Origin of the sequence: Burkholderia ubonensis (assembly GCF_001718695.1) — a bacterium.
Taxonomy (GTDB): Bacteria; Pseudomonadota; Gammaproteobacteria; order Burkholderiales; family Burkholderiaceae; genus Burkholderia; species Burkholderia ubonensis_B.
Window position 1 is genome coordinate 246,433 of sequence record NZ_CP013422.1, and the last position, 16,793, is coordinate 263,225.

At 65.6% G+C, this 16,793-nt stretch carries 17 protein-coding genes; 11 read left to right on the forward strand and 6 right to left on the reverse strand.

What is annotated here, in order from left to right; genetic code table 11:
- Positions 1–49: 49 nt before the first annotated feature.
- A complete protein-coding gene (locus tag WJ35_RS21090) occupies positions 50–400 on the reverse strand; it encodes a BON domain-containing protein (RefSeq protein WP_041494066.1) in 351 nt (116 codons plus the stop codon).
- A 101-nt stretch (positions 401–501) separates the two neighbouring features.
- Positions 502–666: a hypothetical protein gene (locus WJ35_RS31865; protein ID WP_006484627.1), complete on the reverse strand. Its 165-nt coding sequence runs from the start codon at positions 664–666 to the stop codon at positions 502–504.
- Between the two features lie 389 nt (positions 667–1,055).
- Between WJ35_RS31865 and WJ35_RS21095 the strand changes: the two genes are divergently transcribed.
- From WJ35_RS21095 to WJ35_RS21110, 4 genes are all read left to right on the forward strand, one after another.
- Positions 1,056–2,576, forward strand: coding sequence for a helix-turn-helix transcriptional regulator (locus WJ35_RS21095; protein ID WP_014724427.1), 1,521 nt, complete (start codon positions 1,056–1,058; stop codon positions 2,574–2,576).
- 153 nt (positions 2,577–2,729) lie between these two features.
- Entirely contained in the window at positions 2,730–2,933 is a 204-nt protein-coding gene (locus WJ35_RS21100) for a CsbD family protein (protein ID WP_059739703.1), read from the forward strand.
- A gap of 311 nt (positions 2,934–3,244) precedes the next feature.
- Positions 3,245–4,396 (forward strand): branched-chain amino acid ABC transporter substrate-binding protein, encoded by a 1,152-nt coding sequence (locus WJ35_RS21105; RefSeq protein ID WP_069239921.1) that lies wholly within the window; start codon positions 3,245–3,247, stop codon positions 4,394–4,396.
- 118 nt (positions 4,397–4,514) lie between these two features.
- Complete coding sequence (locus WJ35_RS21110) at positions 4,515–5,687, forward strand: NAD(P)/FAD-dependent oxidoreductase (protein WP_069239922.1); 1,173 nt, start codon at positions 4,515–4,517, stop codon at positions 5,685–5,687.
- A 129-nt stretch (positions 5,688–5,816) separates the two neighbouring features.
- Here the strand turns inward: WJ35_RS21110 and WJ35_RS21115 are convergent, their stop codons facing one another.
- The 4 genes from WJ35_RS21115 to WJ35_RS31495 all read right to left on the reverse strand — a co-directional run bounded on the left by WJ35_RS21115 (position 5,817) and on the right by WJ35_RS31495 (position 8,988).
- A complete protein-coding gene (locus WJ35_RS21115; protein WP_034194877.1) occupies positions 5,817–6,389 on the reverse strand; it encodes a PAS and helix-turn-helix domain-containing protein in 573 nt (190 codons plus the stop codon).
- Between the two features lie 88 nt (positions 6,390–6,477).
- Positions 6,478–7,824 carry an MFS transporter gene (locus WJ35_RS21120; RefSeq protein ID WP_034194878.1) on the reverse strand — a complete coding sequence of 449 codons (1,347 nt, stop codon included), beginning with the start codon at positions 7,822–7,824 and terminating at the stop codon, positions 6,478–6,480.
- Between the two features lie 194 nt (positions 7,825–8,018).
- On the reverse strand, positions 8,019–8,762 hold the full coding sequence (locus WJ35_RS21125; RefSeq protein WP_224022544.1) for a helix-turn-helix transcriptional regulator: 744 nt from the start codon (positions 8,760–8,762) through the stop codon (positions 8,019–8,021).
- A 7-nt stretch (positions 8,763–8,769) separates the two neighbouring features.
- Positions 8,770–8,988, reverse strand: a complete 219-nt coding sequence (locus WJ35_RS31495; RefSeq protein WP_124259904.1) for a hypothetical protein — start codon at positions 8,986–8,988, stop codon at positions 8,770–8,772.
- 171 nt (positions 8,989–9,159) lie between these two features.
- Between WJ35_RS31495 and WJ35_RS21130 the strand changes: the two genes are divergently transcribed.
- From WJ35_RS21130 to WJ35_RS21160, 7 genes are all read left to right on the forward strand, one after another.
- The gene (locus tag WJ35_RS21130; protein WP_034194879.1) at positions 9,160–9,543 is read left to right on the forward strand and encodes a DUF4902 domain-containing protein; all 384 of its coding nucleotides are present in this window, start codon (positions 9,160–9,162) and stop codon (positions 9,541–9,543) included.
- Positions 9,544–9,937: 394 nt separating this feature from the next.
- Positions 9,938–10,597, forward strand: a complete 660-nt coding sequence (locus tag WJ35_RS21135) for an acyl-homoserine-lactone synthase (RefSeq protein ID WP_011881339.1) — start codon at positions 9,938–9,940, stop codon at positions 10,595–10,597.
- Between the two features lie 155 nt (positions 10,598–10,752).
- On the forward strand, positions 10,753–12,045 hold the full coding sequence (gene fabF / locus WJ35_RS21140; protein WP_011881340.1) for a beta-ketoacyl-ACP synthase II: 1,293 nt from the start codon (positions 10,753–10,755) through the stop codon (positions 12,043–12,045).
- Between the two features lie 172 nt (positions 12,046–12,217).
- Positions 12,218–13,603, forward strand: coding sequence for an NAD(P)/FAD-dependent oxidoreductase (locus tag WJ35_RS21145; protein WP_059739699.1), 1,386 nt, complete (start codon positions 12,218–12,220; stop codon positions 13,601–13,603).
- A gap of 108 nt (positions 13,604–13,711) precedes the next feature.
- Positions 13,712–14,794: a fatty acid desaturase family protein gene (locus tag WJ35_RS21150; RefSeq protein ID WP_011881342.1), complete on the forward strand. Its 1,083-nt coding sequence runs from the start codon at positions 13,712–13,714 to the stop codon at positions 14,792–14,794.
- Positions 14,795–14,874: 80 nt separating this feature from the next.
- A complete protein-coding gene (locus WJ35_RS21155; protein ID WP_045578272.1) occupies positions 14,875–15,879 on the forward strand; it encodes an aromatic ring-hydroxylating dioxygenase subunit alpha in 1,005 nt (334 codons plus the stop codon).
- On the forward strand, positions 15,876–16,793 hold the full coding sequence (locus WJ35_RS21160; RefSeq protein ID WP_069239923.1) for a hypothetical protein: 918 nt from the start codon (positions 15,876–15,878) through the stop codon (positions 16,791–16,793). Before WJ35_RS21155 ends, WJ35_RS21160 begins: the two co-directional genes overlap by 4 nt.

A 16,793-nucleotide genomic window follows, 5' to 3' on the forward strand; every position in this document is an offset into this window, starting at 1 on the left:
TGCTCCTCGAGTTAGGGGAAAAAAGTGCGGCGCTCGGGCGCGCAACGGTTCACGCCTTCGGTTTCAGTCCCGCCGCGTCGACGTGCTTCACGCCCTTGATCGAACGCGTGACGGCGACGGCCTTCTTCACTGCGGTGCGGGTCGGCAGTACGCCGGTCAGCGTGACGACGCCGTCGACAGTCTTCACGCTGATGTCGGTGCTCTTCACACCGTCGGTGGCGGCGAGTTCGCTCTTCACCTTGGTGGTGATCCACGTGTCGGTCACCGGCTGATTCGACTCGCTGGTCATGCTGCTGTCGGTCGACGACGCCTGGGTCTGGGCATGCGTGAGCGGCGCAGCGCAGAGCAGGAAGGACGCGCTGATCGCGAGGACGGTCGAGAGATGCGAGGTCTTGTTCATCGATGTTCTCCTTCGATCTTATGGTTGAAAAAATGCTGCGGTCGTACGGTCGTACGGTCGTACGGTCGTACGGCCGATCGGGATCGCGCGACGGCTCGCCGTCAACGTGCGATCGGCGTGTCGTAGCCGGGCTCGCGCGGCGGCATGTCCGGCCGCGGCACGTCGGGCGGCAACGGCACCGGCGGGTCGGTGCCCGGCGCCGGTTCGGGCGGATTGTCCGGGGCCGGTTCGGGCCGCGTCGGATCGGGTGTCTGATGCAGCTTCATCAGGATGTCCTCCTCTGCGGTATTGCTGGGCAGCGCGGGAGCGCCGATGTGTTACCAGCGTACCGACGAGAACGCACGCGCACATCGCGCAAATTCACCGGATGCGCTAGTGCGTTTGCATGGGGACGGAACGGCGGGGCAGGAACGACGCGTGCTTCGTACCCTGCGCAAGTGCCCGCTGCACGCGGCGCAGCGCGGCTGCGCGCGTGGCGTGCACGCGCACGCGCACGCAGCGGCGGCGCGGCGCGAATGTACTATTGCGCGGGGTGCATCGGCGCACGTCGAGCGTAGCGACGGCGCCGGCTCCTCGCGGCATCCACCGGCCCGGCGCATGCCCGTGCGGGCGCGACGCGGCCGGCAACCATGCAGACCACGTGGACCATCATTCAATGGACGAACGAGTGAACGAACAGGCGCTCAAGTCGCATACCGATCGGCGCCAACTACATCAGATCATCGCGGGGCTCACCGAGGGCGTGATCCTCATCGAACCGGACCAGCGCATCGTGTGGGCGAACGAGGCCGCGCTCGCGATGCACGGCGTGACCGAGCTCGCCGAGCTGGGCGCGGACGTCACCGAGTATCGCGCGCGCTTCCGGCTGCGCTACCGGAACAATCGTCCGGTGCGTCACGGCCACTATCCGATGGACCGCGTGATCGCGGGCGAGCAGTTCAGCGACGTGACCGTCGAAGTCGAATCGGCCGCCGACGCGAACGTGAGCTGGGTCCACCGGATCCGCAGCCTCGTGTTGACGAATGCGGCCGGCGAGCCCGATTGCCTCGCGCTCGTGTTGCACGACGCAACCGAATGGGCGAGCGCCGAGGACCGCTTCGAGCGCACCTTCAACACGAACCCCGCGCCGGCCGCGATCTGCCGGCTCGACGATCTGCGCTATGTGAAGGTCAATCAGGGCTTTCTCGACATGACGGGCTACGCCCGCGACGAAGTGCTCGGCCGCTCCGTCTATGAAGTGGACGTGCTCGAACAGGCCGAGCGGCGCGAACTGGCGATCGAGCGGCTCGCCGAGCGCGCGACCATTCCGCAGATGGAGGCCGTGGTCAAACGCGCGGACGGCAGCCCGAATGCGGTCGTCGTTGCCGGGCAGCCGATCGACATGAACGGCGAAGCATGCATGCTGTTCACCTTCATGGACCTCGAGCCGCGCCGGCAGGCCGAGCTTGCGCTGCGGCAGAGCGAGGAGCGCTTCGCGAAGGCGTTCCGGATGGCGCCGGTGGCTACCGCGATCGTCACGGCCGACGGCTTCGTGCTGCTCGACGTGAACGACGCCTTCGTCGCGATGACCGGCCATCCGCGCGACGACCTGCTCGGCAAGTCCGCCGACGAAATTGGCCTGTGGGCCGAGCGCGGCGCGCGCGAGCAGCTCGACGGCCAGCTCGCGCGCGACGGCGGCGTGCGCAACGCGGACGTGCAGATCCGCACGCGCGAAGGCGACCTGCGCGATTGCGTGGTGTCGGCCGACCCGGTCGCGATTCACGGCCAGGACTGCGTGCTGATCGCGCTGCTCGACATCAGCGACCGCAAGCGCACCGAGATGGAGCTCGTCTATGCGATCGAGACGGCGATGCAGGATGCGTCGTGGTTCAGCCGCACACTGATCGAGAAGCTCGCGAACGTGCGGCGCGCGAATGCGCCGGACGCGGGGCCGCAGCTGTCGGATCTCACCGCGCGCGAGCGCGACGTGTTCGATCTGCTGTGTCAGGGCCTCGCCGACAAGGAGATCGCCGGCCGCCTCGGCCTCGCGCCGAACACGGTCCGCAATCACGTCGCGACGATCTACGCGAAACTCGACGTGCACAGCCGCGGCGAGGCCATCGTATGGGCGCGCGAGCGCGGCGTCGTCGGCGCGGCCGATCCGAACGTCGCGCGCACCGACAAGGGCGGCGACTGACGCCGTCCCGTATGCGATCGGTGCGAATGCACCAGCCACGATGATGCATCCGCATCTGCCGCGCATTGCGCGCGGCTGCGATCCTGTCCCCTCGGCGGCACGGCGCGCTGGCCGTGCGGCCGACTCTCCCTCAACTCATCGCAGGAGACGACCATGGATAGAAATCGCATCGAAGGCAAGCTCAAACAGGTGAAGGGTTCGGTCAAGGAAGCGCTCGGCAAGGTGACCGGCGACCGCGAGACGGAAGCGGAGGGCGTCGCCGAACAGCAGGCCGGGAAGCTCCAGGAGCAAGCCGGCGAGGCGGCCGACGCGGTGCGCAGGCATACGGGCATCGATACGCATATCGACCGGCAATGAGCGCTGCGCCGGCGGCAGCGTCGCGGCGCGCCTCATCGCCCCCCGGCCGGTGATGATTCTTCCACGGCATCACCGCGCGCCGCGGCTTGCCACCGTACCGGCGCGCGTTCGACCCGACGTACTTCGTTGCCGGCCCGTCCATGCGCGGGCCGGCGCGTCGTCGGCCATACCGTCGGGTGATGACAATTCCTCACAACATAGTTCCGATAATTCGTTTGCTGCGCGGGTATTGGCTACCCACAATCGGCTCACCTGTTGCGCGCGCGATAGCCGCGCACCGTGCCCCGACCCATAAAAGAAAGGATTCGCCGATGACGTTCCGCACTCGCTCGCTTTCCGGCATGGCGCTGGCCGCCGCGCTTCTCGCGTTCCAGACCGGCGCGGCTCACGCGCAGGAAGCGGTCGTCAAGGTCGGCGTCGCCGGTCCGCTGACGGGCGGCGGCGCCGCGTACGGCAAGGACATCGAGAACGGCGTGCGCATGGCGGTCGACGAGGCGAACGCGGCGCGCCCGACGATCGGCGGCAAGCCGGTGAAGTTCGTCGTCGCGTCGCAGGACGACCAGAGCGATCCGCGCGCCGGCGTGCAGGCCGCGCAGCAGTTGACCGACGCGCAGGTCGCGGTCGTGATCGGCCACTTCAATTCGGGCACGACGCTGCCCGCGTCGAAGATCTACGCGAAGGCGGGCATTCCGATGATCACGCCGTCCGCGACCAATCCGGAGATCACGCGCGCGGGCCTCGGCACCATGTATCGCGTGATCGCGACCGACACGCAGAACGCCGGCAACGCGGGCGCGTATGCGGCGAGCGTCACGAAGGCGAAGCGCATCGCGATCCTCGACGATCGCACCGCGTTCGGCCAGGGCGAAGCAGACGAGTTCGAGAAGGCGGTGAAGGCGAACGGCGGCACGATCGTCACCCGCGAGTTCACCAACGACAAGGCGGTCGACTTCAGCGCGCAGCTCACGAAGATCAAGAGCGTCAACGCCGATCTCGTGTTCTTCGGCGGCCTCGACGCGCAGGCGGCGATGCTCGTCAAGCGGATGCGCCAGCTCGGCATCAAGGCGCAGTTCCTTGCCGGCGGCGGCGTGATGAACGCCAACTTCATCCGGCTCGCCGGCGGCGCGGCGGAAGGCGCATCGGTGTGGGAGTACGGCCAGCCGCTGGCGCGCCTCGAGAAGGGCAAGACCTTCGAGACGAAGTTCCGGCAGAAGTACGGCGTCGACATGCTCGCGTATGCGCCGTTCGCGTATGACGCGACGTGGATCGCGATCAAGGCGATGGAGAAGGCGAATTCGACGAAGCCCGCGGATTTCAACGGCGCGCTGAAGCGCACCAGCTACGACGGCATCACTGGCACGATCGCGTTCACGGACACCGGCGACCTGAAGAACCCGAGCTCGACGCTGTACGAAGTGAAGAACGCCGCGTGGCAGCCGGTGACGACGAAGTCGGCGAATTGAGCGGACGGGCCGGGGGCGCGCGCGACGCTTTCGCGCCGGTTCCGTCCATGCTGAAATACCGCAAGCAGTCCGGCGCGCACCGCGCGCCGTGCCAATCATCCGCAATCTGGAGTCAGTCGTGAGTTCTCAAGTCGTAATCGTCGGCGGCGGCGTCATCGGCAGCTCGATCGCCTACTTCCTGCGCGCATCCGATCCGACGGTAGCCGTGACCGTGATCGAGCGCGATCCGACCTATGCGAGATCGTCGTCGGCGCTGTCGGCCGCGTCGATCCGCCAGCAGTTCTCGACGCCGCTGTCGATCGAGATGTCGCTGTACGGCATCGAATTCCTGCGCACCCTCGGCGAGCGGCTCGAAGTCGACGGCCACCGGCCGTCGATCGACCTGCACGAGGGCGGCTACCTGTTTCTCGCGACGCCGGCCGGCGACGCGACGCTGCGCGAGAACCATGCGCTGCAGACGCGTCTCGGCGCGGACATCCGCCTGATGGATCGCGACGCGCTGAAGGCCACGTTTGCGTGGCTGAACGTCGACGATCTCGCGTCGGGCGCGTATGGCGTCAGCGGCGAAGGCTGGTTCGACGGCTACGGGCTCGTGCAGGCGCTGCGCAAGAAGGCGCAGGCGCTCGGCGCGCGGTATGTGGCGGCTGAAGTCGAGCCGGTCGTGCGGGATGGTCGCAAGGTCACGCATGTCGTGACGGGTGACGGTGAACGTTACGCGTGCGACACGCTGGTCAACGCGGCCGGCGCGTGGTCGCGCCCGCTGTCCGCGATGATGGGCATCGACATTCCGGTCTACGCGCGGCGGCGCAGCATCTTCAACGTGTCGTCGCCGGCGAAGCTGGCGGCGTGCCCGCTGCTGATCGATCCGACCGGCGTGTATTTCCGGCCGGAGGGCAAGACCTATATCTGCGGCACGTCGCCGAGCCCGGACAAGGACCCGGACGACCTGCCGCTCGACGAAGTCGATCACGACCTGTTCGACGAAGTGATCTGGCCGACGCTCGCGCATCGCGTGCCGGAATTCGAGGCGCTGCGCGTCGAGCACTGCTGGTCCGGCTATTACGAGTACAACGTGTTCGATCACAACGCGATCATCGGCTATCACCCGGATCTCGATAACTGCGTGTTCGCGAATGGGTACAGCGGGCACGGGCTGCAGCAAGGGCCCGCGACGGGGCGCGGCGTCAGCGAGCTGATCCTCGGCGGGCGCTATGCGACGCTCGACCTGTCGCCGCTCGGGTGGGAGCGGGTGCTCGAGAACCGGCCGATCGTCGAAAAGAACGTCGTGTAGTGCGGCGCGCCCGCCTGGCGTGGTCCGGGCGGGGTTCTCCTCGGATCTCGATCTGATTGGCCCGGCGTTGTCGGGCTTTTTTTCGTCCGCGGCGGCCGTGCAGCGCGCAGTGGGGACCGGGCGGGACGCTCAAGCCAGCAAGCACGCAATCAGGTCATGCGTCGTGCGCACCTCATACTTCCTCAACAAACTCGCACGATGAATATCGACGGTGCGCGGGCTGATGCTCAACTCCTTGCCGATTTCCTTGCTCGTCAGGCCATGCACCAGCAGCGCGGCGACGTCGCGCTCGCGATCGGTCAGCGTGCCGGTGACATCGGGATGCTTGGAGTTTTCCGACAGATCGGTGAAGGTCCACACGGCCAGCTCGAACGGCCGCTTCGGGTTGTATCCGAAGCCGCGGACGGTGACCCAGAAATGACTGCCGTCGACCCGCCGCATGATGCGATCGTCGCTGAAGCCGGCATGCTTCGCGAGCAGCGGCGCAAGGCGGCGGCCGGTCGTCGCGAAGTCCTTCTGTTGCGGATAGAGCTTCGCGAACGACTGGTCGATGATGTCGTCGCGGGTCGCCCTGAACAGTTGCAGCGCCTTCTCGTTGCACTCGACCATGATCCGCTCTTTCGCCACGATCGCCGCGACGGGCAGGTGCCTGAAGAGATCTTCGTAGTCGAGGCTGGGCATCGTGTCGGTCATGGTCGGCATCCCGTCGCTCGGCCCGAACGACGTTCGAACCGGGCGAGCGGTGACAAGGGCGGAATCGTGAAGACCGTTCATGATATCCGCCCGCCGCTCACACGGCGCCTTCGACGCTGCGCTCCGCGTTGCGGGCCGCTCGGCCCGTCGCCGGGCCGGCGTCCTCGAGCGCCGTCTTCGACGTTTCCGGCAGCGCCAGCCCGCCGATCATCGCGAAGATCGCCACGGCGATCAGGTAGTACGCGGGCGACAGGTTGGTGCCGGTCGCGGAGATCAGCCACGTCGCGACGAGCGGCGCGGTGCCGCCGAAGATCGTGTATGCGAGGTTGTAGGTGATCGCGGAGGCCGTATAGCGGGTCTTCGTCGCGAACACTTCGGACATCAGCGGTGCCGTCACCACGCCGGAGAACACCGCGCCGATCGCCAGCAGAGCGACGCCGAGCAGCGATTGCGACAACACGCCCGACCCGCCGAGCGAGAACGCCGGATACACCGACACGATGATGAACAGGCCGGTGGTCGCGATCGTCGCGCGGCGGCCGACGAGGTCGGAGAAGAAGCCGGCGACCGGACACAGTGCCGCGGCGAAGAACAGCGCAAGCACCGTCACGAGCAGCGACGTGCCGCGCGACAGGTGGCCGGCGACCTGGAGGTAGGTCGAGAAGTACGTCGTGAACGTATAGAACGACAGCGCGGTGACCGACACGAACGCACCGAGCTTCAGGATGTTCCACGATTGCGAGCGCAGCGTTTCCATCAGCGGCGCATGCGCGACGTCGTGCTTGCCCTCGAGCGCCTGGAACGCAGGCGTTTCGTTCAGGTTCACGCGCAGATAGACGCCGATCAGCCCGACCGGCGCCGCGATGAGGAACGGCACGCGCCAGCCCCAGTCGATCATCGCCTGCGACGACAGCGACGATTCGAGCAGATACGCGACCACGGCCGCGCACGCGAACGACGAGAACGTCGAGACCGGCACGAAGCTGCCGAAGAACGCGCGGCGGCGGCGCGGCGCGTGTTCCATCACGTACGCGCACGCACCCGCATATTCGCCGCCGGCCGAAAAGCCCTGCACGCAGCGAATGATCGTGAGCAGCAGCGGCGCCCAGTAGCCGATGCTCGCGTAAGTGGGCAGCAGGCCGATCAGCGTCGTCGACCCGGCCATCATCAGGATCGTCAGCGCGAGCGTGCGCTTGCGGCCGATCCGGTCGCCGATCACGCCGAACACCAGGCCGCCGAGCGGACGGAACGCGAACGCCACCGCAAACACGGCGAACGTCTTCAGCAGCCCGATCGTCGGATCGCCGCTCGGGAAAAACTCGCGCGTCAGGATCGTCGCGAGGAAGCCGTAGGCGGCGAAATCGAACCATTCGACGAAATTGCCGATCGACGCTGCGGCGATCACACGCCGTAGCGTGCGGGTATCGACGTCCTGGGTGGTCATGGTCGTGTCCTCTCTAGGTGTGGCGCTTGGGTTCGCGCCGAAAACCATGGTAGGGACGCCAATTACCTAGGTCGATAGGTGTCAATTACCTAGGTAATCGAGGGCGGCTGCGAATGTCCGCCCGGACGGTTGCGTGACCTTGAGCCATTAGGCCGGTGTGCCGAACGCCGGCCGAGGCTCGATGAATCGAATCGTCAGAACAAAAGCCCTAGCATGGTGGCCTTGACCGCGGCTTCGGTCTTGTTGGCCGCGTTCAGCTTGCGCATCGCATTGACGAGGTGGAATTTGACGGTGCGGTCGTCGACATGCATGATCTTGCCGATCTCCGCGTAGGTTTTCCCCGCAGCGGACCATTGCAGCGCCTCGCGCTCGCGTACGGTCAGCTCGACGGTGTATTCGGGCACGAGCCGCTGGAGCAGATGCATGCTCATCGCATAGTTGGCCGTGTTGGCGAGCCATGACATCTGGTATCCCTTTTCCGCGAGCTCGCGTTCCTCGATCGGTTCGCCGGACCGGACCATCGTGATGAGCCCGATCGCGCCGGTGCGGCTGACGGACGGCATGCACCAGCCGTGCCGCAGGCCGTGCTGGCCCGCCTCCTCCCAAAACTGGACGCACTGCGTCTGGCTGTCGGCGCGCCAGATCAGCGGGCTCATCCGGCTCAACCCGTGCCGGACCGTCGGGTCCACGGCGAAATAGTTCTGGCTCACATAGCGTTCGACCCACGTCTGCGGATAGTTGGACTGCAGCATGAACTGCGGCTTGCTGATCGGCAACGGTATGCGCAGACCGAATGAACAGTGGTCGAATCCGAGCGCCCGCACATCCGCCGAAAACTCCAGAAACACGTCGGCCTCGGATTTTGCGGTGGCGAATCCATTCAGATACTTTTCTCTCCAAGCCTGCATATCATTACCTTTTCGGTCAATCTTACCCATGAGGCAGCTATATCGTGTAGTCGACACATCGGTCGATTCTTATTAAACGATATTCCAGGGTGGGGTTGAATTTTCCGGGTATCAGGCAGAAAGCATGGCGCCGGTGATATTTTTTGCTTGACGACGGATTTCGCGGAGCATCCGCACTGACGATGAGACGCTCGAAACGCTCAATTTCACGCAGGCGTGCCCCCTTTTCACGGGCTGATAATGCGATGTCATTCATCAGACGATCTGCAATAATCCTGAATCACATGCGCGCGATCGAACCGGCTATCAAGAATCACAACGCGGGCGCGCTACGAGCGTTGCAATAGCCCTCGTCTGGCCGACCACCGTGAATCTTGCCGGCCTATTCGGAAGCGATTTTAACAGGTGTCACGTCGAGATAACCGATATGCAAAAAAAATGGAACGATGGATACATACGATTGACTTTGCCCGCATTTTACGCGTTGCGTTTCCGGCAGCATATGTGTCAGCCCGATTCGGAACTGCTGCATGATCTTTGGGGCGAGGGGATCAGCGCCGTCAATGCCGGCTACTACGAGCTGGTCTGCACCGACACGCAGCCGAGCGCGAGCGTCGGCTGCGCGTGGTACGTGGCGGTGGGCCAGCCCGACGTGCAGGTCGGGCGAGGCGACGTCAGCAGCAACGTAATGCTTCTCGATACAGACGGCGACGATTATGGCGCGCAATACAGCCGGGCATTAATCCAGAACTGGCTATGCTCGGGGGCGCGGCAACGCGCACTTGAATCGGCCGTCGTCGCCGATCACTGATTTTTTGTTCGATCCCGATGATTATTTCATCAAAAAGCCACGGGTTTATCCGTTGAACCGCGCGTGCCGTGAAACGGAAATCTCGGGTCCGAGTTTCCAGAGCGGCGCGGCGCCGATTCGATCGCGACCGCAATCATCGATCCCGTGATGCGGCGCCCGAGATACCCGGCCCCCAATTTCCGATCCCACGCTCTGCTTCGGCGCTCCGTTTCGCTGATTTTCGAACGATCGTCCGTTAATCCTGAATTCGCTATCCCGGCGCCGCGTTTCGTCGTAATCGGCGCGCGATCCATCGCGTCTGCGACGTACGACCTGTCCATTCGGGCAGCTATTTTGACGCTGCAATTTCGGGTTCAATCGCGTCAACAATTCTGAGATGAGAGAGGGCATTCAGATGCTGACGTTATTGTCGGGAAGAAGCGCTGATTTGAATCGCGAAACGATGTATCAACTCGCAAAGTATCGGCATAAGGTCTTCATACAAGAACTCGGATGGACTTTGCCTACCGATAATGGCATCGAATTCGACAATTTCGATCACGCGGATACCCTTTACGTCATCGCCCGCGATCGCAACGGCGAAATCGTCGGTTGCGGCCGCTTGCTGCCGACAGACGAGCCTTATTTGCTCGGCGACGTGTTCCCGACCTTGATGGGCGACGCCGCGCTTCCCCATGCCCCCGACGTGTGGGAACTGTCCCGCTTCGCGATGAGCATGCCGCGCGGCGAGTCGTTGACCGCCGAAGAGTCGTGGCAAAACACGCGAGCCATGATGTCCGAAATCGTTCGCGTCGCGCACGCCCATGGCGCCAATCGCCTCATTGCGTTCTCCGTGCTCGGCAACGAACGGCTCCTGAAGCGCATGGGTGTCAATGTGCACCGCGCCGCACCGCCCCAGATGATCGAAGGCAAGCCGACCTTGCCGTTCTGGATCGAGATCGACGAACAGACGCGTGCGGCGCTGAACCTCGACGGGCTGGAGCGCGTCGGCGGCGTGCCGCCCAAGACGTTGCGCAGGCCGGATGCGTCGCGCGCGCTCGAGCAATCGGTATGAGCGGGCGATGCGCGCCGTGAAGGTTCGCGTGCGCCGCCGCCCGGCGGCGCGGCCCGGCGCGGCGCGCGCAATACGGTATTTCAACAGGTGTGCCTGAAGATGAACGGCTTTAACGATGTGGCTCGGCTAGTCCCGGTCAGCGAGAGGAATGTGAGATGACGCTTCGAGTGGTGGTAACCGGTATTGGCATTGTGTCTCCACTGGGTTGTGGGAAGGAATTGGTGTGGCAGCGCCTGATCGGCGGGGGCTCCGGGCTTCGCCGCCTCGGCGACGATATCGCCGGTGAGCTGTCCGCCAAGGTCGGCGGGACCGTCCAGGACGTGGCCGAAGATCCGGAAGGCGGCTTCGATCCCGAGCGCTCGGTGCCGCACAAGGAACTGCGGAAGATGGACCGCTTCATCCAGATGGCGATGGTCGCCGCGGACGAGGCGCTCGCCGAAGCAGGATGGGCGCCGGAAGCGGAGCAGCAGCGCGAGCGGACCGCTACCGTCGTGGCCTCGGGCATCGGCGGATTTCCCGGCCTGGCGGAGGCGGTGAGAATCGGCGAGACGCGCGGCGTGCGGCGCTTGTCGCCGTTCACCATTCCGTTCTTCCTGTCCAACCTGGCAGCCGGCCAGATTTCGATCAAGCACCGGTTCCGCGGGCCGCTCGGCTGTCCCGTGACGGCCTGTGCCGCGAGTGTGCAGGCGATCGGCGATGCGATGCGCATGATCAGGACCGGTGAGGCCGATGTCGTCCTCGCCGGCGGCGCAGAAGCGGCATTCGACAAGGTCAGCCTCGGGGGCTTCGCGGCGGCTCGCGCGCTGTCGACCGGTTTCAGCGAGGAGCCGGTGCGGGCGTCGCGTCCGTTCGATCGCGATCGTGACGGATTCGTCATGGGCGAGGGCGCCGCCATGGTGGTGGTCGAGTCGCTGGATCATGCCCTGGCGCGCGGCGCCCGGCCGATCGCGGAAATCATCGGCTACGGCACCACGGCCGACGCTTATCACATGACCGCCGGACCCGACGACGGATCCGGCGCGATGCGGGCGATGAAGCTGGCCCTGCGGATGGGCGACGTCGCTCCGGAGCAGGTCGACTACGTCAACGCCCATGCGACGTCGACGCCGGTCGGCGACGCCGGCGAGATCGAGGCGCTGAAGACGGTGTTCGGTGTGGGCGCCGGCCCGGCGATTTCGTCGACCAAGTCGGCAACCGGACATCTGCTCGGAGCGGCGGGCGCCATCGAAGCGGCGTTTTCCATTCTGGCGCTGCGCGATGGCGTGCTGCCCGGCACGCTGAATCTTGAGCACCCCGACCCGGCAGCCGACGGGCTGGATCTGATCGGGCCTGCCGCGCGGCACGTGCCGGTCGAGATCGCGCTGTCCAACGGGTTCGGGTTCGGAGGCGTGAACGCGTCGGTGCTGTTCAGGCGATATCCGTCGGATCGGTCCGCCGAGGCGCATTGAGCGATGGGCACGCGGGTCCCGCAGTACCGCTGATTTCGTCAGTACGTCAAACCGTAATCATTCGGCGCTGCGCCGCCGTTCGCCGGCTCTCCATCTGACCGATGGCGCCGGCGACGGCGAGGTTGCGTCCCGTGCAATTCGGACTCCGGTCGTTATCCAAAGGGAATTTTCCGTGCTAGACACCCTCATCATAGGCGCCCGCTGTGCGGGCGCCACGCTCGCGATTCATCTGGCGCGCGCCGGCAAGCGCGTGCTGGCGATCGATGCGAACCATCTGCCGAGCGATCAACCGTTGTCCACCCACTGGATTTCTCCCTACGGCATGGCGTTGCTGGACGAGCTCGAGCTCGGCGACAAGGTGCGCCGCTTCGCGCCCCCGGTGCCCAGCATGATGTACGGAAACGACGACGTGACGGGCCGCGTCGAGTACCCGGTCGGCGGGCGCTGCTCGTGCCCGCGCCGCATGGATCTCGATGCCCTGTTGCTGGAGGAGGCCCGCGCGTCGGGGGCCGAGGTGCGGGCCCGGACCCGGCTGGTCGGCCTGTTGCGCGACGGCGAGCGCGTGACGGGCGCCGTGGTCGAACATGACGGCGTGCGCGAGGAGATCCGCGCGCGGATCGTGGTGGGCGCGGACGGCCCGCACTCGACGACGGCCGAGCTGGTCGGCGCGGAGGAGTACCACGGCTATGACTGCCCGCGCGCGATGTACTGGGCGTACTGGCCGCGTCCCGACTGGTTCGACACGGATCCGCGCTATCTGGGCGGGGCGATGAACTGCACGTTCGGCGACGACATCGTCTTCGTGTTTCCGACCAACCGCGATCTTCTGCTGATCGGGGTGGCGTTCCCGAAAACGCAGTTGCCGCAGTGGAAGGGCCGCGCGCTCGAGAAGCTGACCGAAACGCTGAAGGGCAACCGCCATACGGCGCCGCTGATTACCGGTGAGCCGGTGAGCAAGGTGCTCGGCGCATTGAAGCTGCGCTTCTTCTTCCGTCAGGCTGCCGGACCCGGCTGGGCATTGGTGGGCGACGCGGGCCTGTTCATGGATCCGTCCCCCGGATTCGGCATCACCGACGCACTTCGCGATGCGCGCGCACTCGGCCAGGCCATCGTCGAGGACGACGACCGCGCGCTGGAATGCTACTGGCGCCAGCGCGACGCGACGTCGATCGACCTGTTCGAATACTCGCGCGGCCGCGGCGCACTCGGCCACAACAATCCGCTCAGCCGGATCCTGTTCGGCAAGCTGACGGCCGACCCGGTGCTGCAGGCGCGCTTGCTGGCTTCGCAGAATCGCCGATGTTCGCCGTTTGCGGTGTTCGATCCCAGCGATATCAGGAAATGGGCGGACGAGGCCATTGCCGGCGGCGAAACCGGCGTCATTCAGCCGCTGATCGACATGTCGACGCGAGGCGAGACGATCCGCGCCGAGATGGCGTTGCGCCAGCGTCTCGCCGACGAGGCGCACGCGAGGTGGGCGCAGGCATGCGAGTCGGACGATCTCGCGCCGGTGACCGCCGGTGGCGATCGCGACGTTTGCGCGAGAGCGTCGATATGAGCGCACGGAACGACGGCGCGTGGTCGTTTCGATCACGCGTATGCAAGCCGTGGCGGGGCAGTTCTGCCTGTCACCGGTCCCATGTCGACTAAGCCGAGGAGCCATTCCATGACCATCGAAGCCACGTTGGACGGCAATGCTGCATTTTCGCGGCTCAAGCTGCCGCGACACTTCCACCAGATCAGCTCCGTCGCGACGATCCTCTATGTGGCGCACGCGCTCGCATTCTTCCTGATTCCGGCCGCGGTGGCGTTCGCCGTCGTCGATATCCCGGCGTCGGCGCCGGCCCGTGTGGCGATGGCGCTCGTCCTCGGCGTGATCGCGGGCCACGGCATGCACCTGCTGACCTTCGTCGGCCACGAGGGCATGCACACCAACCTGCATCGCAACAAGTACGTGAGCGCCGCGCTGGCGCTCATCTGCTCGTCGCTGGTGCCGGGCTTCCTGATCGTGGGTTTCAGCATGACTCACTGGAAGCACCATCGCTACACCGGTCAGGACATCGACCCCGATGTCCAGATCTATTCGCAGTACCGCACCTTCTGGTCGCGCTTCTTTCTCGCGCGCTCCCGGGGCGTACGGATCTATACGAAGAACGCCGTACGCATGGCCGCTGGCCTTCCGTGGCCGGAGAACACGCGGCTGCCGTTCAGCGAGCGCGAAATGCGCTGGATCTCGCGGATCAACATTGCACTGAACCTGGGTGCGGTGACGGCCTACGGATTCATCTGGCATCGGTCGTTGTGGCTGGGCTTCACGGTCATGCTGATTCCGTATATCGGCGTCTACGTGTTCAGCACCATCCGCGCGTACATCGAGCACACGGATACCGTGCCGGGGCGTTATCGCGACAGCCGCAGCTATACGTCGCCGATCTACACCGCGCTGTTCTTCGGCAGCAACTTCCATCTCGAACACCATCAGTATCCGGCTGTGCCGTGCTACCGGCTGCCGGCGCTCCACAAGTATCTGATGTCGCAGGGGCTGCTCGCCGCGGCACGCGCGCCGGTCGAGCCGTCCTTCTTCGGCGCGCTTCGGTATACGACGGGCCGTTTCCAGTATCCCTGCGTCAATCTGCAGTCGTCGACCGACGAATTCCTCGAGCGGATGGCGCAGGGGCATCTCGACCGCGAGGCGGCATCGATGGACGCGCCGGACGCCGATGCGTTGATCGCCGTCATGCGCAAGTAGCAACGATCCGCAAGCCGCACACCGACCCGCACGCGGGTCGGGTGTGCCGCCACGTCGCCCATGTAGCAAAGAGAGGAATCATGTTTATCGAGAATGCGTGGTATGCAGCAGCACTCTCCGCGGAAGTCCAGCGCGAGCCCTTTGCCCGGACGATCCTGAACCATAAGGTCGTCATGTATCGAACCCTGGCGGACCAGGTCGTCGCGCTCGAGGATCGATGCCCGCACCGACAGGTTCCGTTGTCCCGCGGGCGCGTGGTCGGCGACGAACTCCAGTGCTGGTACCACGGGCTCAGGTACGACTGTTCCGGCGCGTGCGTCGGCATTCCGAGTCAGAGCACGATCCCGAAGGGCGCGCGCGTGCGCGCGTTCCCCGCCGTCGAGAAATACGGCTTCATCTGGCTGTGGACCGGCGACCCCGACCAGGCCGACGAGGCGGCGATTCCGAACCATTGGGTCTGCTCGGCGCCCGAGCTCGCCGGAACGATGAGCTATTGCACGATCGCGTGCAGCTACCTGTTCGGGATCGACAACATCCTCGATATTTCGCACGCCGCGTTCGTGCACGCGAAGACGCTCGGCTCGCTCGACATCGTCGAGACGCCGCCGGAAATCGTGATCGGCGAGGACGAAGTCCGCGTGCGCCGCTACTTGCGCCGCGAGAAGACGCCGCCGCTCTATACCCATATCCTGAAGCTCGACTACATCGATCGCTTCCAGGAAGTGCTCTACTGGCCCATCGGCAACACGCGGGTCGAAACGCGAGCGCACGCCTGCGACGATGCCAGCGGCCGGATCTTCCACGTCTATACGACGACGATCTTCACGCCCGCCACGGACACCACGACCCACGTATTCGTGGGCATGCACCGTGACTTCGACGTCGACAACGAGCGGTTTACCGAATTCACCGCGAAGGAGGTGTTCGCGACCGTGATGGAGGACAAGGACGTCGCGGAGAGCCTGCAGGCGAACTGGAGCCCCACGGCGCCGATGATCGACATCCAGCTCGACCGGCCGGCATTCGCCGCACGACGGATCCTGGAGCGAATGGGTGCGCGCGCATCCATTCGAGCGACGGTATGACGGCCGCGGCAACGGCGCGCCTGCCGGGCGCACCCGAACAAACGACGATGACGGCAGAGGCGGGCGCGACGATGAACGAGCCGGAACGGACGCTCTATGTGGGCGAGTTGCTGCAGGAACTCGGGATGTCGGCGCCGGACGAGGTCGCCTTGCATCATCCGATGATGTTCGGCGAAATCCTCGGTCGCGAGCGGGTCGAGCAACTCGCGGCGGCCGCCGCGGGCGTCTTTGCCGCGATCGAGCCGCAACACGCGTGGCGTGGCGCGGACATCGGCGGGCGCGAATGGCACGGCCGCTTCGAGGACCGCCAGATTCGCGGCGTGACGGTGGCGCGCAGATCCGGCACGCGCATCGAGGTCGACATTTTCCTCGGCTCGTTTCCGGCGCCGGTCCGGCGCGCGCTGTATGACGCGAGCCGGGATCTGGTCGACGTCGATGCGTGGGTATTGCCCGCCGAGGTCAACACCGCGTTGCCGCCGATTCCCGACGACGAAGTGCTGGATGCCAAGCTGCCGTTCGGCATCACCGACGAGATGTTTCTGACCAGCCCGGTGGCCTGCAAGCCGATACGCGGGCGCGCCGATGTCGAGCGCGTGTGCGGCCATTCGATCGCGGTCTATGGCGGGCGCGCGAGCGGGCCGCGTCTGTCGGCAGGTGCGATGACGCTGAGCCTGTGGACCGGCGAGGTCGGCGGGCTGCCGTTGGAAGTAGCCAACGTCATCTGCTGGGAAGACGAGCGCAACGTCAGGAGCATGGCAATGGCGATGCGCCCGTGGCCGGTCGTCGCGCTGTTCCAGGCGCGGATGCGGGCACGGACGCTGCCGTTTCTCGACCCGTCGTATTTCGAAGCGGACGCCGAACCCGAATCCGCATCGGGCGACGGCGTGACGCGCGCCCAGCTTCGCGAGGTATAA